Raw genomic sequence first — 21409 nt, forward strand, 5'->3', positions numbered from 1 at the left:
AGTATTATTATAACTCTGAATGTCCTAATATCTTAAGGCGGACACCTGTATCCCTTCTCAAAGAGAAGGACGAGGTTTGCGTTATAATCGGCCTGGGAGGTCTTAACTGTGATAACCACAATCATGACCGACTTATACCAACGTCTTCATTCCGCTGGTCTGGATGCTCTGGTTATCGTGCCAGGGCCTAACTTTTTTTATCTCACTGGTCTCAAAATGCACCTTTTCGAACGCCCTATGGCCTTGCTCCTCACACCAGGGGAACCACCTCGCTTGATTTTGCCGGCCTTTGAAATGTCCAACTTGAAAGACAGCGCTTTACCCCTTCAACCTTTCCCCTATCCAGACGACCCTACCCAATGGGAAATAGCCTTCAAGCAAGCCGTTCAACCCTTAGTAGGGAAACCCTGCCGCATTGGGGTTGAACCCACCCGCATGCGATTCCTTGAACTCGACTTACTTCATACCGCACTGCCCGCCGCTACCTTTGTCTCCGCAGAAAACCTGCTAGCCGATCTTCGCATTCGCAAAACCCAGGCTGAAATCTCTTATCTACGCAAGGCGGTCGAAGTTGCACAAAACGCTCTTCAGGCAACCCTGCCGATCATTCGCCCAGGGGTGACCGAACGCGATATTGCCGGCGAACTGCACATTCAACTCTTGCACGCCGGTTCTGATCCCAATCTGCCTTTTGATCCCATTGTTGCCAGCGGACCCAATTCCGCCAATCCCCATGCTGTGCCCGGGGAACGTATTCTCCAACCCGGGGATATCGTATTGATTGACTGGGGAGCTACCTGGAATGGGTATTGCGCCGACCTGACTCGGGTTTTTGCTCTGGGAGAAATTCCCCCTGATCTCAAAATTGCCCACGAAATTGTCCTCAAGGCGAATCAAACCACCCGTTCAAGCGTCCGCTCCGGCATCCCTGCTGGCGAAGTTGACCGTACGGCACGGGGTGTTATCACGCGAGCCGGATACGGAGACTTTTTCACCCACCGCACCGGTCACGGCATTGGGCTAGAAGCCCACGAGCCCCCCTATATATATGCCGAAAGCACCTTGGCTCTAGCCCCTGGCATGGTTTTCACCATTGAACCCGGGCTTTACTTCCCCGGTTTGGGAGGAATACGCATCGAGGATAACGTCGTAGTAACCGAGGAGGGTTGTTTAACCCTCACCGACTTTCCACGCGACCTAATAAATCTCCTTGCATAACTGCAAAGGAAGACGTCTCTATGGTCCTGATGTCCGAGGCTCAACCCTTCTTTTTCCCCCGTGGTCGCACGGCCTGTTTGCTGATCCATGGATTCACTGGCACCCCCAAGGAAATGCGAAAATTGGGGGAATACCTGGCCGATCTCAATTACACCGTTCTGGGTATTCGTTTGGCGGGACATGCAACACGTCTAGAAGATTTGATGCGTTGTCGCTGGGAGGACTGGCTAGCCAGCGTCGAGGATGGTCTAGCCTTGCTCCACGCCAACTACGATCAAGTTTTTGCCATCGGGCTTTCAATGGGCGGCGTGCTGGCACTGCTGGCTGCCGCAAACTATCCGCTCCACGGTACTGTAGGCCTTTCAACACCCTATGACCTTCCGCACGATTGGCGCCTGCGCTTTATTCGATGGCTGAAGCATCTTCTTCCCACGGTGCCCAAAGGTACGCCGGATTGGCATAATCCTGCCCTGGCTAAAGGTCATCGCGAATATCCTGCTTATCCTACCGCTGGTATTGAACAGCTAATGAGCTTGCTTGCAAAAATGCGCCAGGAACTTCCCCTTATTCGCATACCGGTACTGCTCATTCATTCACGACAAGATCGTGCAGTTTCTCCCGAAAACGCTATTCGCATCTATGAGCATCTTGAGACCCCCGAGAAGAAACTCATCTGGCTCGAAAACAGCGGTCATGTCATCACCTGCGACACTGATCACCCCATTGTTTTCCACGAAATTGCTGCCTTCCTAAAAACTTTTTCGGTTGTTGGGACATCCTCATGACGCGTGATTTGGCTTTGGTGGTCATTTCTTTATTTGCTTGGGGAATTGGCGAGGGAGCTTTCACGTTTTTTCAAACCCTCTATATGGAAACGCTTGGCGCCACACCGGTAGCCATCGGGGGAATTTTAGGCGCTTGGGGACTCGCCATGGCGCTCACACAACTTCCCGCCGGTTATCTAACAGACCGATTTGGGCCGCGCCCACTGATGTGGTTTTCATGGATCATAGGCACGCTTGCCGCTGCGCTCATGGCTTCTGCCCACACCCTAACCGGCTTCGTAACCGGCTTGGTCATCTACGGCCTTACCTCATCCGTATTGGCACCGATGAACACATATATCACTGCCGCACGCGGCACTTGGACGCCAGCCCGGGCGCTGAGTGTGGCTTCGGCCAGTTTTACCCTAGGTGCCGCGCTTGGACCCATGGTCGGTGGATTCATAGCACAGAGCTGGGGACTACGCCATATATATTTATTGGGCTTTGTCACCTTTGTAATTTCAACCTTGCTGGTTCTTTTCGTTCGTCCTATTGTACCCACCCAACCAGCACCAATGCCCGCCTCGCTGCGCAACCTGCCCCTAAACCGTCACTTTCTTGCCTTATTAGGGTTTAATGCACTTGGGATCTTCGCCTTATACCTTGCCCAGCCCCTTACACCCAATTTTCTAACCGCTTACCATCACGTTACCATGGAACAGATAGGCCTTTTCGGAAGCCTTTGTAGCCTGGGAACAACGGTTTTAGCCCTGCTCTTTGGTCACCTCCAACCCATGTCAGGGGCTAATGTCGGATTGACAACTGGTATGCTTTTCGTGCTCTTAATTTGGTTGGGTCGCTCCCCCTGGTGGTTTGGTGTGGGTTACTTCCTCTTGGGAGGTTTCAGGTTTTATCGGGCTATGATCTTAGCCTGGGCACGTTCTCTGATAAATGATTGGCAAGTGGGTTCCGCTTTTGGCTTGATCGAAACCGTTAATGCATTGGGGATTATGGTTAGCGCTGGGTTGGCCGGATGGCTTTACCAACGTTCTCCTCTCTCAGTTTACTGGGTTGCGCTAATGCTGGGAATCGGCACACTCTTTATCAGTCATCGTTTAGGTGCTACTGAACGCTATCGTCCCGCCCCAACGCTGGTAACTAATCAGGGGGAGGATTAAACCCATGTTATCGATTCGTGAATTCACCTTAGGACCACTTGGTAATAACACTTATCTATTGATCGAACCCACTACACGCGAAGCGGTTATCATTGATCCCTCTTTCGAATGCGAAAAAATTTTTGTGGTTCTACAACAAGAAAACCTTCACTTATCGCAAATCTGGATCACTCATGCCCACTTTGATCACATCGCCGGCGTTCAAACCCTTTCCGATCAGATCCCTGACCTCATGATTGGCCTTCATCCCGATGACTTTCCCCTCTGGCAAGCCCAAGGCGGTGCACCTTGGTTCGGTTGGACCCTAACCATGCAGGTTACCCCCAGCCTGAATTTTGACCATAAGCAAACGCTCCAACTGGGTAGCACCCTGATTCAAGTGCTTCACACGCCTGGGCACTCACCAGGACACGTGATCTTTTATATCCCCACGATGGAACTTGCCTTTTGTGGCGATTTGATCTTTTATCACGGTATTGGCCGCACCGACTTGCCAGGCGGTGATTTTGATCAGCTTACCCATAGCATTACTCACCACATCTTTTCACTCCCCAATCAAACCCGCTTATTCCCCGGACATGGCCCTGCAACGTCTGTCGGCGAGGAACGCTATAACAACCCTTGGCTTGGTAAAAACGTATCCAAGAATTCAATTTAGAGGTATTGGAGGATCCTATGAATCGAATCCCCGGTTGGATCATCATTGCCATTTTACTCGTTGTGTCATGCTGTTGCCTGAGCCTGATTGCTATAGGTGCAGGGAGTGCCCTTTTGTTCCTTTCGCCCTCCTCCTCGTACACTCCCACGCCAATTATCCACTATGAAACACCGCCACCAGCACGTAACACCATCACCCCACACCCAACGTTGGCCAATTTTAATCTCGATGGCGCATCTGAAACTCTTGAACGTCTGCGTAACACCATCGTACCCAACCGTAACCTGAATGACTTGGCTCGCCGCCTGGAAGGCAAGCGTTTTATCCCTTCCGTCCAGCCAGCCAAGCCCTATCGCCAAGGAGATCGTGAACAATTTTGGGTTGCCAATGTAGATACCAACCAAAATTTCAGTATCACGGCTCATCTTGCCTATGTGGCCAACTGCGCCTATTTTTGGATCGAAGAAGGTATTGAGTACCGCGAATCAGATTTACAAGACCTGGCCGAAACATTTTGCGATCATATCTACCCCACAACGCGCGAGTTTTTCGGGAGTGAATGGAACCCAGGGATAGATAATGACCCACACATCTATATACTCTATGCCTCCAACCTGGGCAATTCTGTTGCCGCCTATTTTTCATCATCGGATTCGGTCCACCCACTAGCCCAGGAATATTCCAACGCACACGAAATGTTTATTGTCAACGCTGATAATACCCCATTGGATGATCCGTATACCCACGGGGTGTTGGCGCACGAATTCCAGCACATGATTCACTGGTACCGCGATCGCAACGAAGAATCCTGGCTCAATGAGGGGTTTTCAGAACTGGCAGCTTTCTTGAACGGTTATGATCCCGGTGGATTTGACTACCTCTTTGCCCAAGATCCTGATCTCCAACTTAACGATTGGCCTAATGATCCGGATGCCACAACGCCCCATTACGGCGCGTCTTTCTTATTTGTGGCTTACTTTTTAGACCGCTTCGGTGAACGCGCCACCCAGGCTTTGGTTGCCCATCCTGATAACGGCATGGATAGTTTAGATGCGGTACTTACCGAACTGGGAGCGCTTGATCCAATAACCGGTCAACCCTATACAGCAGACGACGTCTTCGTAGATTGGACCATAACCAATTACTTACAAAATCCCTCCTTAGGGGATGGGCGATTTACCTATTATCGGTACGAAACCCCGCCTATTTTCACCCCCACCGAGACTCTCCAACAGTGCGCTCCCGAAGAAATAACCGGTACCGTTAACCAATATGGTGCTGACTACATCCAAATCACCTGTCCGGGACGCTTGCGCCTGCGCTTTGAAGGCAATCAGGAAGTCGGCGTTCTACCTGTTGGAGCCCACTCCGGCCATTATGCATTTTGGTCGAACAAGGGCGATGAATCCGATATGACCCTGACCCAAACTTTTGACTTTACCAGCGTGCAGGGCCCCATTACCCTGACGTACTGGACCTGGTATGACCTTGAGAAGGATTACGATTACGTGTATTTGCTCGCTTCCGAAAACGGTGAAGAGTGGCGGATTCTGACCACCCCCTCATGTACTACTGATGATCCATCAGGCAATTCCTATGGCTGTGGCTATAACGGAAAAAGCCAGGGATATATCCAGGAGAAGGTGGATTTAACCCCATTTGCCGGTAAACGAGTCACCTTGCGCTTTGAGTATGTGACCGATGCCGCGGTCAACGGCGAGGGCTTCTTGCTCGATGATATTGCTATCCCCGCTATTGGTTACTTCAGCGATTTTGAACGCGATGATGGCGGATGGCAAGCCGAGGGGTTTGTGCGGATTCAGAACCGATTGCCTCAAACCTTTCGCCTTACCCTGATTCGGCAAGGTCAAAGGACCATTCTTCAACCTCTTACTACGGATGAGCACCAAAGAGCAACCTTTGAATTCACCTTGAATGAACGCGAAACGGCCACCTTGGTCATCAGCGGCACCACTCGCTTCACGCGCCAACCCGCTGCTTATCGCTTATCGGTGGAACAGCATTGAGATTTTGGGGAGCCCCTTTAGGGTGTGCTTTGGGTGCTCCCCCCTTTGCGCAATCGTTCTAATTCCTGTTCTAGCTCACGTCGGCGTGTACTAGCCGCCTCGCGAATATCGCTCAGAAACTTTTGATAAGCCTGGACGATTCGCTGCTGTGTGTTTAAGCCTGGTTCCGGCGCCAGAAGTAAACCGACAAGACTACCCACAAACCAGCCGATCAATAGGCCCATTAAGAAACGTCCAATTTGGCGCATGGCTTATCCTCCTTTGCTGCTATATAAACCCAAGACCTTAAATACCCATGGAGCCCCTGCGGTAACCCATGCTCCTATTATGACATATCTCAAGTACCGCAAACCCATTGCGATAAAGCTCCCCTCGCTCACACCCAGACTGGCCAGAAATTGATCAAAAATCAGGCCCAGCCCAACGTAAAACAGCCCTATTCCCGCAATTCCCAGAACATAACGGAGGGCGCGCTGGATCACCGTGCCGCCTATGGGGTAACCTTGCCAGTGATGGTTGAAGATAATCCATCCCCCTAATGCCCCTAACCATGTCCCGGCAACGGTCACCAGGCCAGAAAGCGAAAAAGGTTCGAGGCGGATTAATCCGATCTTGCTTTGTGCTACAGCCACCCACTCGGAGGGTATCACCCAAGACCGATAAACAATAGTTATGCTCCATCCCAACACCAAAATTAATCCCGAAGACAACACGACCCAGAATAATTGGGTACTTAACCTTAATCTTTGCCACCAACGCAAAATGCGCGGTTCAAGCCACAGGAACCCAACCAATAAAACAGCGCCGATTAACCACCCCACAATCACATCCCCCACAAAGTGAACCCCTAAATATACGCGTGAAAGTCCGATCAAAATAATGACTAGGCTCATGAGCCACTTCAAACTTTTGGACTTGATCAGCGTCGTCCCGAATCCCCACAGGCAGGCAGCGTTTTGCGCATGTCCTGAGGGAATACCAAAGGAAGTCTCCACAGCCAAGGCTTGAACGCGGGGATCCACCCAAAAAGGTCGCGGCGCATGAAATAAAAATTTGAAATACGTATTAAACGCTCCACTCAGTAGCAATAACAACGCGAATCGCAGCCCAATACCGGCATCCACACACCAGAAAATCAGGGGCATGACCAGCAAATAAAACTGCTCAGTGCCTAGGGTCGAAAAAAATGTCATCCAGGGGTTCAGCCATGTTCCTAAACTTTGGAAAGCGACCACCCAAGTGACTTGGTTCATAATCTGGATACCTCTGGTGGGATTTTCTTCCTAGGTAATTGACGAACGTACTCTAAATATTGTACACTCAAATTATGGACAATACGAACCAACGGTGGTTTTCCTTTCCAAGCGGAGTTTGTCTATTGGCAATACTAATCACAGCCGCGTCTCACATGGGAGGTACCGGCTGGACCGAACATCTCGAAAAAATACCCCAGGCCGCACTTGCAGGCGGAATCCTAGGGCTGGCTATAGGATATAGCCGCTTTTCTCGCCGCCTTGCCACATGGATTGCCATCGCCTATACTGCCTTTTTCATCCCTTGGCAGTTGGGATTGTTGATCACCGATGCGACATCATGGAACGAGCGCTTGACAATCCTATATGCCCGCCTCTATTGGGCAACCCAACAATTTCTCACCAATCGCCCGGTAACTGACCCTCTGCTATTTGTCGCAAGCATGCTCTTGCTCTTTTGGACCATCAGCTTAAGCGCCGGTTACTTGCAAACGCGGTATGGTCGCCCCTGGCTGCCCCTTCTTATTGGCGGCATATCTATTGTCGTCGTGGATATCTACCACCCTACCCTAGGTCAAAAAGGAACCGCCTTAGCCACCTATATCGTTTTGAGCCTACTCTTGCTGACACTTTTGTACTACCAACGCAACGCTACACAATGGGAGCGTAACGCCACTGCCGTGGACATGGAAACAGAGTTCAACCTGGGCAAGTGGGCCTTAGGGCTCGCCGTAGCCATGGTGCTCCTTGCTTGGAATGGCGCCAACCTAACAGCTTCGGTAATCGAAGCCCCGGAAGGATCCAAGTGGTTGCGATCATCCTGGATCTCTCTGCGCAAGCGGATGGAAAACCTTTTTGCACCACTCCGGGGACCAGCCGTTATTACCGTGCAAGTCTATTCTTCAAATCTGAGCCTGGGTACGGGGGTTTCGGTATCTGAGGATGTGGTTTTCACCGCCCAAGCAAGCCAACCCCGTCCCGAAGGGGCTGTCTATTACTGGCGAGCCTATACGTATGATGAGTATCGTAACGGAATTTGGAGAAACACATTCGAAGAAGAAGAGCCTTTTGAAGCCGGCGAGTTTCTCACGTCTCCAAACCTCTATCGCGACCGAACAATGATTGAATTTTCCATTAAGGTTCAGCACCATCTTGAGACTCTTCTTGCCCCTGCTATTCCTTTAACGATAGATCGCCCTGTTACCGCACTTATGGACCAGCGCCCGCTACCAGAAGCACCACCTTTAGAAACCTTGGCGATCAAGGTAGAGCCACTGCTCAACCCCGGCGAACGCTACACAGTTCAATCATTGGTTGCCAATCCCACCGAAGCCGACCTACGTGCTGCCGGGCGCGACTATCCGGACTGGATTCGCGAGCGCTATCTCGATGTTCCAACCCCATATTCGCTTTCAAAACTAGCGGGCATGATCGTGGGTGACATGGATAATCCTTACGATCAGGTGATGGCCATTACCCGCTACCTGCGTGAGAATAATGTTTATTCCGCTACAATTCCGACCCCACCCCGGGACCGCGACCCTATTCTATGGTTCTTATTCGATTTGAAACGCGGTTTTTGCAATTATTATGCGACCGCTGAGGTATTGTTAGTTCGTTCCCTGGGTATTCCAGCCCGCCTTGCCGTTGGCTACGCTCAAGGTGAACCCGATCCAACAAACACCCAATTTATAGTGCGCCAGAAACATAGCCATGCCTGGCCTGAAGTTTATTTTCCCGGCATAGGATGGGTTGAATTCGAGCCCACGTCAGCCCAACCTCAAATTGTTCGTCCTTCTGGAACCTCATTAGAAGAAACACTTCCACCGCCAGTTGCTAACCCGGTTGCTCCCAATATCCGCGAATTTGCCGAGCAATTCAACCGCCTTGAAGAGGCAGAGATTGACGGGAATAACACTCTAACCCCATCTCCACCTCTTGTGGCCTTCATCCGACGTTTATGGCCATTTCTCTTACTTGGTCTCGGCGTGCTTGGGTTAGTTTATGCCGCGCTTCGCCTGGCGCAGACCGTGCGCACCACCCCCGAACGTTCGCTCCCGGTTTATCTCGAACAGCAATGGCTCAACCGTGGGCGGCATGCACCAGGGTGGCTGCGTTTTTGGGCGAATTATGTTCGATTGACCCCTATGGAGCGGTTATTCCTTCAATTCGAATTGATCAGCCATATATTTCATTCGGTGGCTCAACCCGGTATGACCGCCGAGGAACGAGTTCGAGTGTTGGTAAAGCGTTATCCTTGGTTAGAAGCACCAGCCATGCGCTTCCTGTCCGAATATGAAAAGGCCATCTACAGCCCTTATGTTTCGGACTTAACCACGGCACGCCACACCCTAAAAGATCTTTGGCGCGAAGCCATACGCTACCGCTTTAGATTCAAAACGCACCCCGATGCCCCGGAATCAAGCCATCCCTAATTAGCCAGCTCGACATTTAATCCCACACCTTTTGGATCAAGCATAACACCTGCTGTAACCCCAGTGAGACACTTTCAACTTCAATAAATTCGTCCTCAGTATGCGCACGCCCACCACGCGCCAGGCCCAAACAGATCGCCGGGTACCCCTGGCTTAGCGGAGCATTGGCATCTGTAGAGGCCTGCTCCAGAGTCGCCTCAATGCCTAACGAAGAAAGACAGTGTACCGCTTTTTGCACGAGAGGATGAACAGGCGGGATCTCGCCCGCTGGACGGTTTCCCATGGGTAAGAAATCAATTTTTGTAGTTTTGTTCCACCCGCGGTAGGAATGGATTAATCTCTGTATTTCGGCTTCAAGATGCTCTAAAGACCTGGCGGCTTCGCTGCGTAACTCAATATCCATCCAGGCTTCAGGTGCTCGAGTGTTCACGGAAACACCCCCTTGGATCACCCCGATATTCAATATAGTGCGCGGTGTGGCGGGCAACCGCAATTGCAAAATCTCGTGTGCCAGAGAAATCAAGAGATGAATAGCTGACGTTGCTTCTCGCTGAACCCAGGGATGCCCTCCGGGAGTTTGAACACGCACGCGAAAACGGCGCACCGCCAATGCCCGATGCACGATTCGTCCTAAGCCAATGCCTTCGAGAATAATGTAAGCCACTGGCTGAGGACCAAAACGTTGCACAATGGTTTTCATGCCCCTTAAGTCCCCATGCCCTTCCTCACCCACTGTGGCTACCAAACATACGTTTCCGGGCAGATTTAAGTCCAACTCCTTCCAAAAGCGCCCCAGGCCCAACAACGTAGCTAAACCCAACGCATTATCCCCGATGCCGGGGCCGATGAACCGCCTCTCAGCCTCCCGCAAGAGAAGTAAGCGAGTTTCTGAGATCACCGAATCCAGGTGGGCGGTCAGAATTAACGGGGCTTCTTTTCCTCCCGCCAAATAGGCCAGCACATTGCCAACATCATCTTGCTCAACTGCAAGCCCCAATTGTGCAAACTGTTGTTTGAGGTAATTTGCCCGCCGGGTTTCGGCCAGTGACGGGGCCGGAATGGCCTGAAGCGCCCGGGCCTGTTCAAGCACATAAGCGCACATCGCCTTAATCAAATCGGGACAAACCAGTTCTTTCACAGCACACTGACCGCATCCCGCAGCACATCAAGACGGGCACGTGCCAGACCGGGTAGCGCATCCAGGGCATAAAATGGGCCACTTCCTTCGATAACCAGCGAGGCAGAGATATTTCCAAACAGGACGGCTTCCAACGGATCATACGTTTGGCGATACCCAGCCAGGAACCCCCCGCAGAACGCATCCCCTGCCCCGGTTGGATCCACCACCCGTGCGGGGTAGGCAGGAATGATCCAACGCGTCTGACTCACACGATCATAGAGATACTGACCAACTTCACCGCGTTTAACCACGACAAAATCACAACCATAAGCCGCAATCCCCTCAGCCATTTCCCACAAGTCAGTACTCCGTCCTTGAAACAACCGTCTCAAATCATCCTCTGCCACCAGAAAAGCAGTAAGATCACGGATCAAAGAGGGGATGCGTTCCCATAACGTTGGATGCATATACTCACTCCCTGGATCCAGTGTTATGGTTGTGATGTTACCCTTCCGCAATGCCGAAGGAAGCAGCGAGTGGCTTAGATAATCCATGGGTGCAAGATGAGCCGCGGTAGCCTCCAAATAACTTTGAGGAATATCGTTCAGGCGCAAAGTCAACGGCGTTGGCTCTTCATGATGATTATGACCTTCGGTGGACGGAGAATAACCCAGCAAAGCTTTAGGGATCGGGATACCGCGTTGTGCAAACCAGCGCACTGGATTAGAACCCCCCTCACCCTCATCAGCACTACAAATCACCCGCCGCAAATCAAGTGCTTGCGGCAAGATGCGAACCCCTTGAACATCAAGACCGCGTTCGGTAAACTCATCCAACCATTCTTGGGGATAATCCTCACCTACCCGACTAATAAGCCCAATGTCCTTGTCCCAGATTAAGACCCCCACTGCCGCATACAGAGCACTTCCCCCCGGCACATCTAGAGAAGGTTTTCCTTCCAGCGGGAGAATAAAATCACGTTGAAGGCGCCCTGCAATTACATAGCGCAGATAATGCGATTCCATTTTGCTCGTTTTCCCCTCTTCATATCGCCCTATGTTATGCTCTTCCCAATCCCCCATAAACCTAACGCCGTCCTCCCCCTAGTTCCGCGATTTGCTTTAATACACTAAGAACGCTGATGCCAACTTTGACACCATCCTGAGCGGTGAGTTTAACCTGGGATTGGGATTGTTCCGCCCGTTGAATCCATAAATAAGCTGCAATAAGGCCAGAAAGTAACCCCACTACCGCCCCCACGATCAGAGCATTACGTTTCCACGGTTCCATCATCCTTGCTCTCCTGATTTAATTTAAATCTCATCATTTCAGATGGGTGCCTTAAGAGAGTTATGGCCCGCTGTAGCATAGCGAAAATGGTATGAGCTTGAACTATAGGTTGGACCCACCGATTGCACCAACTCAAAACCAAAATTTCCACTTGTTCCATCCACATCCTTACTTTTTGGGTCCAGGTAGGAAGTTTAACCGTCAAGCGATATATCAGAAAAATCAAAGCAACGGTAATCACCAATCCTAACATGATGAGTACAATAAAAGGTGCCAGCAACCAGATTAAGGCAATAGCGGCCCATTGCCCGCTTCCTACTCCCAATGGCTTCGGCGTAAGGATGAGACCCATCGTTGGGATGATGAAAAGCAAGAGTGTGGCTAAAACAAGCGGAAGGTAAATCTGAGCCATCACCTGCTTTCGATGCCGATATCGAAAGGTTGAGGGATAACGCTCTTGCAGATGTGCCATACGTTTATTTTAGCATGCATTTCCCTGAGAAATGCAAAGACCCCAGAGACGCTTAGACGTCTCTGGGGTCTGATAAAACCCTAGGCTTAGACCGCAACAGCTTCACCGGCAACGACTGCCTGGAAGGTTAGCCCCTCGGGACCTCGATCCACCCGGATGGTATCACCTTCTTTGAACTCACCTGCCAAAATCTTTAATGCCAGAGGATCCTGCAACTCGCGCTGAATCGCCCGTTTGAGCGGTCGAGCACCAAAGTCCGGGTCATACCCAACATCGGCTAGATATTGGCGCGCCGCATCGGTCACCTCCAATCGGTAACCGCGCTCTTGGATCAACTTCTCCAGTCGTCGTAACTGGATGTTGACAATCTGTATCAGGTGCTCACGGGTCAGCGGCTTGAACACCAAAATCTCGTCAATTCGGTTCAAGAATTCAGGACGGAAGTAAGCCTGCAACACTCGCGTCACTTCATCGCGAGTCACCACTCCGTGACGATTAAGCCACAGTTCACTTCCTAAGTTGCTGGTCATGATGATCACCGTATTGCGGAAATCCACAGTTCGGCCTTGCCCGTCGGTCAGACGACCATCATCCAGTACCTGAAGCAGTACATTGAAGACCTCGTGGTGCGCCTTTTCGATCTCATCAAACAGGATCACACTGAACGGTCGTCGTCGCACTGCTTCAGTCAACTGCCCACCTTCTTCGTAACCTACATAGCCCGGCGGAGCACCGATCAGGCGTGAGACGGTGTGCTTCTCCTGATACTCACTCATGTCTATACGAATCATTGCGCGCTCATCATCGAAGAGTAGTTCGGCCAACGCTCGCGCCAGTTCGGTCTTGCCCACACCAGTCGGGCCCAGGAAGATGAACGAACCAATAGGACGATTCGGGTCCTGTAAACCGGCCCGCGCACGGCGCACGGCGTTTGCCACGCTGCGCACTGCCTCTTCTTGATCCACCACGCGCTCATGCAGGCGATCTTCCAGATGAAGCAATTTTTGGGTCTCGCCTTCCATCAACCGCGCTACCGGGATGCCCGTCCAGCGCGAGACAACCTCGGCGATTTCCTCAGCATCCACCTCTTCTTTCAAGAGCGCCCCTTCGCTTTGCAAGCGGCGCAGTTGCTCTTCGGCTTGACTGAGTTGCGCCTCTAACTCTCGCAAGGTGCCATAGCGCAAGCGGGCAACCTTCTCAAGATCTGCACGCCGTTCGGCATCTTCGATCTCGATTCGAGTTTGCTCAATTCGTTCTTTTATCGCCCGGAGTTGTGCAATGGCTTGCTTTTCCGCTTGCCAGCGCTCATGCAACTGGCGCGATTGCTCTTTGAGTTCTTTGAGTTCCTCCTCAATTTTTTCTAGGCGTTCACGCGAGGCTTTATCCTGCTCTTTTTGTAAAGCCTGTCGCTCGATCTCCAATTGCATGATCTGGCGATCCACGTCATCCAGCGCTTGCGGCTTGGAATCAATTTCGGTGCGCAACCGCGCAGCGGCTTCATCAATCAGATCAATCGCTTTATCCGGCAAGCGACGGTCCGGAATATAGCGATGAGAGAGTGTAGCCGCCGCGATCACCGCGGCATCGGTAATCCGTACACCATGGTGGACTTCATAGCGTTCCTTCAACCCGCGCAGGATGCTGATGGTATCCTCCACCGAGGGCTCGGCAACATATACGGGCTGGAAGCGGCGCTCGAGAGCGGGATCTTTCTCCACGTATTTGCGATATTCATCCACCGTGGTGGCACCGATCATATGCAACTCGCCCCGTGCCAGCATGGGCTTGAGCATATTACTAGCATCCATGGCGCCCTCTGCCGCACCGGCACCTACAACTGTGTGCATTTCATCCACAAACAGGATGATCTCGCCTGCAGCCGCAGTGATTTCCTGCAAGACCGCCTTAAGGCGCTCTTCAAACTCACCGCGATATTTGGCGCCCGCAATCAACGCCCCCATATCCAATTGGATGATGCGCTTGTGCTTAAGGCCCTCGGGCACATCACCCTTGACAATGCGCTGAGCCAGTCCCTCGACAATGGCTGTCTTACCCACGCCAGGATCCCCGATCAGAGCCGGATTGTTCTTGGTACGCCGCGATAAGATTTGAATAACGCGACGGATTTCCTCATCGCGACCAATGACCGGATCTAGCTTGCCCTGGCGCGCCATTGCCGTCAGATCTCGACCATATTTCTCTAACGCCTGATAGGTTTCTTCGGGCGTGGGTGAAGTGACCCGCTGCGTGCCGCGAATTTCGGCCAGTGCCTTTAGAATCGCCTCCTTGGTTAACCCAAATTGGGCTAACCGTTTCCCTTCCAGGCTATCGGCTAAGCCGAGTAACAGGTGTTCGGTAGACACATATTCATCCTGCATGCCCTTAGCGTAGCGTTCGGCGGCAGCTAAAACATCGGCCAGGGCTTGCGAAATCCCCACCTGTGTTGTTGTCCCATAGACTTTTGGACGGCGTTCTAAATCAGCCCGTACCGAATCCCGTAATCCAATGACGCTTCCTGCCACTTTGGTAATGATGGCAGGGATGATTCCATCCTGTTGCTGTACCAAAGCCAGCAATAGGTGCGCCGGCTCAATGGCTTGGTGATTCAAGTCACGTGCTAATTGCTGAGCCTGAAAAAGGGCTTCTTGCGCTTTTTGCGTATAACGTTCCAAATTCATTGGAAACCTCCTTCTTTTTCAAATTTACCGCTAAAATTAGTTCATACGTCGTGTTTAGATATAACCCGGCTCTGTAATAAATATATTAGAGCCACATTAAAAATTTATATGCCCGCATAAGTGCAAACAGATGCGATGAACAGACAAGTACCCCTTGACATTTATTGGTTAGGACGCTTAGATTACGATCTGGCCTGGACTCTGCAAAATCAAATCGCCGATGAGGTTCGCCAGGGTTTACGCCCGGCAACGCTTTTACTCCTGGAACATCCCCATGTTTTCACCATCGGCAGGCGCGGTTCCCGCGCTCACATCCTTTGGGATGATGTGGAATGCGCCCGTCGCCAAGTTATCCTTCGCGACGTGGACCGCGGTGGAGATGTAACTTATCACGGTCCCGGTCAACTCGTGGGTTATCCGATCCTCCCTCTCGCTCAAACCGGATGGGAGGGGGACCGTCTCCCCCAGACCGATTTTATTGGCTATCTGCGTTGTTTGGAAGACGTCTTGATCGCTTTTTTAGATACCTATGGTGTCAACGCCTTTCGCCGCGAGGGGTTAACCGGAGTTTGGGTCAATCTATCCCTGCCTGGAGGGTCAAATCTGCCTGCAAAAATTGCTTCCATTGGCGTGAAAGTAGATCGCTTCGGAATCTCTCGTCATGGGTTCGCTCTGAACATTACACCTAACATGGAATATTGGAACGGTATTGTCCCGTGCGGGCTCGAGGGGGTGCAGATGACCAGCCTGGCCGAATTGATCGCCACCCCTCCAACCGTGATTGAAGCAGCTGCGGTTATTACCCCCATCTTCACCCGTATATTCAACTTTGAGCCTTCCCTGCTCATGGACGGTCGGCCTTTATTGCAAAGCCTAACCGTCACTCATGGCTCATAATAGAGTGGGAAGATCGTTCACCTCACCAATCCACACCTCAAAAGGTGCCAACTTTAACCGCTGATGAATCTCCGTTGGTTGATTATGCCTCGAGGAGAACAAAAGACGAAGGGTACTCAAACCAGGGGGTAAATTAATGTCCTTGGAATAGGGTGAAAAGTTAAGTCCCACCAAACAAGTTTGTTCTGGCGCTAAACGCAGAAATAGCAAATAATCTTTCGTTTCATCACTCAGCGGCTGGTATTCCCCATGGCGAAGCGCTGGCGAGCGACGACGCACCTGAAGCAAATCGTGGTAGAAATGCAACAACGAATCGCGCTCATGTTCCTGTTCGGCCACATTGATCCCTTCCTGATAGTTAGGGTTAACCGGTAACCAGGGTTCGACATCCCTCGGGCAAAAACCCGCGTTGGGAGCATTGCGCCATTGCATTGGGGTACGGCACTTATCGCGACCATACGTTGCCGCATGAAAGGCAGCGTCTGCAGGTGGGGTTCCCAGTAAGCGCACTTCAAGATCGTAGGCACGCAGTGCCAATGGATCGCGAAAGCGTGCGACTTCGGTGAACAGGTAATCCGCCATGCCGATTTCCTCGCCGTTATACAAAAACGGCGTCCCCTTGAGGGTTAACACAAGAGCCGCGAGCACCCGCACCAGTCCCTCATCATGCACACCATCCCCAAACGCGCTTCGCAGGCGTGACGAATCGTGATTCCCCAGCGTATTACACGGCCATGCCCCTGAAGGCAATTGAGCCAATCGCTCACGTTGATTCTGTAGCACCCATTGAGGGGTGATCTGCCGGGCGCGCATCAGCGGAAAATTAAACACTAGGTGCAACTCATCATTTCCATTACCGTAAAAAGCAATCTCTTCCGACTCCCCAACAAGCACTTTACCGGGGTACTCATCCACTACCGCCCTTAATTGACGCATCAGATCATGCACTTCAGGCATGTCCACCTGATAACGCATCAATTCATCAAACAGCAACCGAACTCGTAATTGTTCTTCTTGTGTTTGTGCTTTTCGCAGCATGACATACAGGTCATCAATGCCATAAGGTTTTCCATGTGGGGGTAAATCGGGATGCTCAAAAATTGTGCCCACAGCATCCAGACGAAAGCCATCCACCCCCATATCTAACCAATAACGCACTACATCAAACATCGCCGCCTTAACCTCTGGGTTGCGCCAATTCAAATCCGGCTGCTCCCTGAAAAAGAAATGGTAGTAATACATGCCGGTCGTGGCGTCAAACGTCCAGGCACTCCCTCCAAAGGTCGAGCACCAGTCATTCGGCGGTTCTCCATCCCGACCCACCCGCCAAATGTACCAATCACGACGTGGATTGTTACGGCAGGAACGCGATTCCCGAAACCACGGGTGCTGATCTGAGGTGTGGTTTAATACTAGATCCAGAATCAACCGCATGTTTCGGCGTTTCATCTCCCGCAACAAACGCTTGAAATCATCCAGCGAACCATACTCAGGTGCTACTCCGTAGTAATCGGATATGTCGTAACCACAATCCACTTGAGGTGAAGGGTAATGCGGAGAAAGCCAAATAGCCTCCACACCTAGCCACTCCAAATAATCTAGGGAGCGGATAATCCCCTCGATGTCTCCAATACCGTCTCCATTACCGTCGGCAAAACTACGTGGATAGATTTGATAGAAAACAGCCTCTTGCCACCATGAATTCTGCGATGTCATGATTGATCACCTCGCACTAATGTTTTAAATTTTATGCTGTCTGGACTTAAGCCTTATTCAAAATTTTCCCCACCATTCCCTGAGAGTTGATTTCAACCAACTGTACTGCATTGATTTCGTTCCACCAGGGTTCAGGGGCAAACGCCTCAACGTGGATATAGTTGTCACTTAAACCACGCAGCCGCCACCCTTGTGGGCCTTTACCATCAACGGTCTCCCAAAGCACATTAACAACTTGCCCCATGAAGGCTTGACGAAAGCGCAGACTGGCCTCGGTTAAAACTTCACGCATCCGGCGACTACGTTCTTTCTTAATCTCTGGCGGTATGTGATTAGGCAAGCGTGCTGCTGCCGTGCCGGGACGGGGTGAATAAGCAAAGACATGGCCACCAGCAAAAGCCATCGCTTCCACAAAGGCAAGGCTAGTCTCAAACTCGACCTCGCTCTCGCCCGGGAAGCCTACGATAATATCCGTGGTTACGGCAAGTCCCGGAATCATCCTGCGCGCCTGTTCCAGCAACGTTGCATATCCCTCTGGGGTGATTTTGCGCGCCATCCGACGCAGGGTTTGCGCACACCCGGATTGCAGAGGAAGATGCAAATGCCGGCACATCCGCGGATTTTCCCACAGCCGGAAAAACGCCTCATCCAGATCCCATGGCTCTAGGGAAGAAAGGCGCACACGGGGCACATCGGTCTCCGACAGGATGGCTTCAATAAGATGGCGCAAATGGCGCGGTGGATTGAGATTATATCCCCAGGAGCCCAAATGGACGCCGCTCAGAACCACTTCTTTCGCGCCTCCGGCTACGGCAGCCTGCACGTCGCGGATCACGTTCTCAATACTCTCACTGTGCCCCTTTCCACGGGCAACACGGGTTATACAGAACGTGCAAAAATTATCACATCCATCTTGGACTTTAATAAAGGCACGCGTCCGCCGATGCAAGCCAGGAAGCGGTTCCCTTGCCAGGGGTTCCAAGTCAAAAACAGGGGTCCCGGTTAAATCGGCGACCAGACGCATCTTATCGGCGTTGGGCACTACCCGGCTTACCCCCGGCAGTGCCGCTGCGGCTGAGGGTTCCAAAGTCGCCCAGCAACCGGTCGCAATGATCTGACCTGCCCCTTGCCGTGCCGCCTGGCGGATTTTTTGGCGGGAATCCGAAGCGGCTTCAGCGGTCACGGCACAGGTATTGATCACCACAATATCCGCTTCAGCCGCAGAGGCTACAATTTCATGCCCCCCGACGCGAAAATCAGCGGCTAACTTTTCAATCTCGCTTTGGTTCAGACGACATCCTACCGTATCTAGATACACCCGCATATCAACCTACCATTAAGGCTTAAGCACATAGAAATTATCAAATATCACCTCAACCCCAACCTGGTCAAATGTCCCGGCAAAAACACCCGCATCACCCGAATTATACCGATGATCCTCGGTTTCAAGAAGTTTCTCCCGATCCACATAGAGAGTTAATCGAGGCCCTATACAATCCGCCCGGAGTAAATAAGTTGCCCGATCTCGCTCCAGAGAAGCGAAGTAGGTCAGGGTGGTACCTGTTAGAAGATGATACCCCTCCCCATCCACGACCGCAATTCCAGCGTATCCATCGCTACTGATGATAAATGCATAAAACTGACCAGGGTTTTGATAACGACATATCAGGCCAAAGTCGTTATTCAGCGGCCCGCCGACGACTCGGGCTTCCACAGCCAGGATAGCATCCTCAATCTGAATACCGGCCAAAGACCAGTAATCATAATACGGCGCATTGATTGAGAAACGTAATCCACCCTCTTGATTAACAATTTTGGCTTGTTCACTCTCCCACTGCTGCCATCCGCGCTGCGGATCAGAAAAATCATCGTAAAACCATAAATGGTCCTGGGAATCAGAAGGGATTAGGCTGTTCGTTATGTCACATCCTCCCATCCCCACCAGCCACAACAGCATCAAGACCGTTCTAGCGATGGCGATAATACCGCTCCAACAGCCGTTGGGCTTGAGCAGCCAATTCGGGGTTATTAGACTGAGTAGCCACTTGTACCAAGGCCTCATATGCGCTCTCCCATTTTTCTTGCCATAGCCAGATTTGTGCCTGATGCAACCGTGCGGACCAATAGTGCGCATCCCTGGCTAGTGCTTGGTGCAAGAAACGTTCCCCTTGAGCAGCGTCACCTAGTAAAAACGAAATCCACCCCATCAAGTCCAGTGCCTCAGGGTTACTGGGCTCCAACTCAAGGGCCCTTTGCGCAGCAGGAAGAGCATAAGTTTGCACGTCAAGTCCATAGGTTAAAGCAAAGCGTGCGTAGAGTCGCCAATAATAAGCGTCCTGAGGTGCCAACGCCACCGCTCGCTCATAATATGCCACTGCTAAGGCAATATTGCCTAATGCGGCATACGTTTCGGCCATTTCTACTTGCCAACGAGGTTCTCGTGGAAATTGCTGCGCTAACCCCCGGTAAAAGTAAAGGGCACGCTCAGGATGTCCCAAGCGGCGCCAGTATAATCCCCATGCTGCACGCACAACCACCGAGCTGGGGGCTAACTTAAAAGCCATACGCAACTCGTTCTCTCCCCCCTTGCCCAATTGCTGGCGGGCCTCGCTCAACAAGACCCACCCTTCAGCGTACTCGGGCCTTCTTGTGACCACCTGCATGAAGGCCTCTTCGGCCAAGTCCCAATCTCCCCCCCGCCCTAAGGCTTGCCCAAGGTGAACCAAACTTGCTACTTCATCAGGATACTGTTGTAACTCCAAAAGCGCAACCTGCAACGATGGATCAATCGTTGGTGTCTGTTCTCCTGTGGCGTCAAGGGTTTGCATACATCTTAAAGCCAGAGAAGGATCAGACAGGGCAAAAAAACGCACTGCCAATAATAAGGCTTGAGGCTCAACAGGGAACTGATCAAGCCAGCGCCGCAATCCTTCGCGGGCCAGGTTCAAATCCACAGACCTCAAACGCGCAACAAGAGCATGTCGCTCCCCAACCGAAAGTTGAACATTGCCCATTAAATCAAGCCAGATCTGAATGGCAGATTCTACATTGCCAGTCTGCCAATAGGCCTCGGCCAGTTTCTGCTGTATATCTAGCGATAATGTTGTAAAGTCAGCCAGCCGAGTCAAAGCCTCAATAGCGAGGTGATAATCCCCTGTTTCATAGGCAAGCAATCCTATCCGGTGCCAAATCTCGGGATGATCCGATAGATATTCCTCCAACCGCAACCAAGCCAATAACGCTTGGGACTTATCCCCCCGCGCTTGAGCCAGTTGACCTTGACCCATAAGATGGTCGGTCTCCCATGGGCGAGGCCATAAATTAATTCCCATCACAACCAAGAAAATCAGCAGGAAAAACGCATTTTCAAGCCAGGTCGCATAGCGCTTCCAGAACCGTCTGACCCAAAGCGGTTTCAGAGACAATCCCGGAGTTCGTTCGCTGTTCATAATGCCATTATAATCAACCCAATTCGATCTCACAGGAGATTCAGAATAATGCCAAGAGACCCCTTACCAGCGTGGTTTAGATGAAGAATCGCTCCAAGCTCGCTGGGTCACACCAGAACAATTGCACGACTATCCACTGTGCAACCCAGATGTAGAGCAGATAATTGCCTATTTGGCTTCAGGGGCGCCTACCCATCCGCTTTCGGTCTTGGTGACCGAGAGCACTCCCTTTGATCGGGTGGGCTAACACTTAT

At 51.6% G+C, this 21409-nt stretch carries 17 protein-coding genes; 7 read left to right on the forward strand and 10 right to left on the reverse strand.

Annotated features, from left to right (window positions below; translation table 11 throughout):
• The first annotated feature begins 108 nt into the window (after positions 1-108).
• The 5 genes from AC01YT_RS02475 to AC01YT_RS02495 are packed head-to-tail and all read left to right on the forward strand — an operon-like array spanning position 109 to position 5845.
• Positions 109-1218 (forward strand): M24 family metallopeptidase, encoded by a 1110-nt coding sequence (locus tag AC01YT_RS02475; RefSeq protein ID WP_476672635.1) that lies wholly within the window; start codon positions 109-111, stop codon positions 1216-1218.
• 20 nt (positions 1219-1238) lie between these two features.
• A complete protein-coding gene (locus AC01YT_RS02480; protein WP_476672636.1) occupies positions 1239-2003 on the forward strand; it encodes an alpha/beta hydrolase in 765 nt (254 codons plus the stop codon).
• A complete protein-coding gene (locus AC01YT_RS02485; RefSeq protein ID WP_476672637.1) occupies positions 2000-3160 on the forward strand; it encodes an MFS transporter in 1161 nt (386 codons plus the stop codon). The genes AC01YT_RS02480 and AC01YT_RS02485 overlap by 4 nt, the downstream gene beginning before the upstream one ends.
• A gap of 4 nt (positions 3161-3164) precedes the next feature.
• On the forward strand, positions 3165-3818 hold the full coding sequence (locus AC01YT_RS02490; protein WP_476672638.1) for an MBL fold metallo-hydrolase: 654 nt from the start codon (positions 3165-3167) through the stop codon (positions 3816-3818).
• A 17-nt stretch (positions 3819-3835) separates the two neighbouring features.
• Positions 3836-5845, forward strand: a complete 2010-nt coding sequence (locus AC01YT_RS02495) for a hypothetical protein (protein ID WP_476672639.1) — start codon at positions 3836-3838, stop codon at positions 5843-5845.
• 17 nt (positions 5846-5862) lie between these two features.
• Here AC01YT_RS02495 and AC01YT_RS02500 read toward each other — a convergent pair whose 3' ends face one another.
• Together AC01YT_RS02500 and AC01YT_RS02505 are read right to left on the reverse strand one after the other, a co-directional pair.
• Positions 5863-6093, reverse strand: coding sequence for a YtxH domain-containing protein (locus AC01YT_RS02500; protein WP_476672640.1), 231 nt, complete (start codon positions 6091-6093; stop codon positions 5863-5865).
• Between the two features lie 3 nt (positions 6094-6096).
• Positions 6097-7098 carry a phosphatase PAP2 family protein gene (locus AC01YT_RS02505; RefSeq protein ID WP_476672641.1) on the reverse strand — a complete coding sequence of 334 codons (1002 nt, stop codon included), beginning with the start codon at positions 7096-7098 and terminating at the stop codon, positions 6097-6099.
• A gap of 125 nt (positions 7099-7223) precedes the next feature.
• Here AC01YT_RS02505 and AC01YT_RS02510 point away from each other — a divergent pair, with 125 nt between their 5' ends.
• Complete coding sequence (locus AC01YT_RS02510) at positions 7224-9533, forward strand: transglutaminase TgpA family protein (RefSeq protein ID WP_476672642.1); 2310 nt, start codon at positions 7224-7226, stop codon at positions 9531-9533.
• Positions 9534-9549: 16 nt separating this feature from the next.
• Here the strand turns inward: AC01YT_RS02510 and AC01YT_RS02515 are convergent, their stop codons facing one another.
• From AC01YT_RS02515 to clpB, 4 genes are all read right to left on the reverse strand, one after another.
• Positions 9550-10671, reverse strand: a complete 1122-nt coding sequence (locus tag AC01YT_RS02515) for a M20/M25/M40 family metallo-hydrolase (RefSeq protein ID WP_476672643.1) — start codon at positions 10669-10671, stop codon at positions 9550-9552.
• Positions 10668-11678: a carbohydrate kinase family protein gene (locus tag AC01YT_RS02520; protein WP_476672644.1), complete on the reverse strand. Its 1011-nt coding sequence runs from the start codon at positions 11676-11678 to the stop codon at positions 10668-10670. The genes AC01YT_RS02515 and AC01YT_RS02520 overlap by 4 nt, the downstream gene beginning before the upstream one ends.
• A 61-nt stretch (positions 11679-11739) precedes the next feature.
• Positions 11740-11946, reverse strand: a complete 207-nt coding sequence (locus tag AC01YT_RS02525; protein WP_476672645.1) for a hypothetical protein — start codon at positions 11944-11946, stop codon at positions 11740-11742.
• 555 nt (positions 11947-12501) lie between these two features.
• Positions 12502-15093, reverse strand: coding sequence for an ATP-dependent chaperone ClpB (clpB, locus tag AC01YT_RS02530; RefSeq protein WP_476672646.1), 2592 nt, complete (start codon positions 15091-15093; stop codon positions 12502-12504).
• A gap of 135 nt (positions 15094-15228) precedes the next feature.
• Between clpB and lipB the strand changes: the two genes are divergently transcribed.
• Positions 15229-15990, forward strand: coding sequence for a lipoyl(octanoyl) transferase LipB (gene lipB / locus AC01YT_RS02535; protein ID WP_476672647.1), 762 nt, complete (start codon positions 15229-15231; stop codon positions 15988-15990).
• Here lipB and AC01YT_RS02540 read toward each other — a convergent pair.
• The 4 genes from AC01YT_RS02540 to AC01YT_RS02555 are packed head-to-tail and all read right to left on the reverse strand — an operon-like array spanning position 15985 to position 21155.
• A complete protein-coding gene (locus AC01YT_RS02540) occupies positions 15985-17706 on the reverse strand; it encodes a glycoside hydrolase family 13 protein (protein ID WP_476672648.1) in 1722 nt (573 codons plus the stop codon). The genes lipB and AC01YT_RS02540 overlap by 6 nt on opposite strands.
• A 46-nt stretch (positions 17707-17752) precedes the next feature.
• Positions 17753-19030 carry a MiaB/RimO family radical SAM methylthiotransferase gene (locus tag AC01YT_RS02545; RefSeq protein ID WP_476672649.1) on the reverse strand — a complete coding sequence of 426 codons (1278 nt, stop codon included), beginning with the start codon at positions 19028-19030 and terminating at the stop codon, positions 17753-17755.
• A 12-nt stretch (positions 19031-19042) separates the two neighbouring features.
• On the reverse strand, positions 19043-19768 hold the full coding sequence (locus AC01YT_RS02550; RefSeq protein ID WP_476672650.1) for a hypothetical protein: 726 nt from the start codon (positions 19766-19768) through the stop codon (positions 19043-19045).
• Complete coding sequence (locus AC01YT_RS02555; protein WP_476672651.1) at positions 19674-21155, reverse strand: tetratricopeptide repeat protein; 1482 nt, start codon at positions 21153-21155, stop codon at positions 19674-19676. Before AC01YT_RS02555 ends, AC01YT_RS02550 begins: the two co-directional genes overlap by 95 nt.
• Positions 21156-21409 lie beyond the last annotated feature (254 nt).

The organism is Thermanaerothrix sp., from assembly GCF_056331585.1.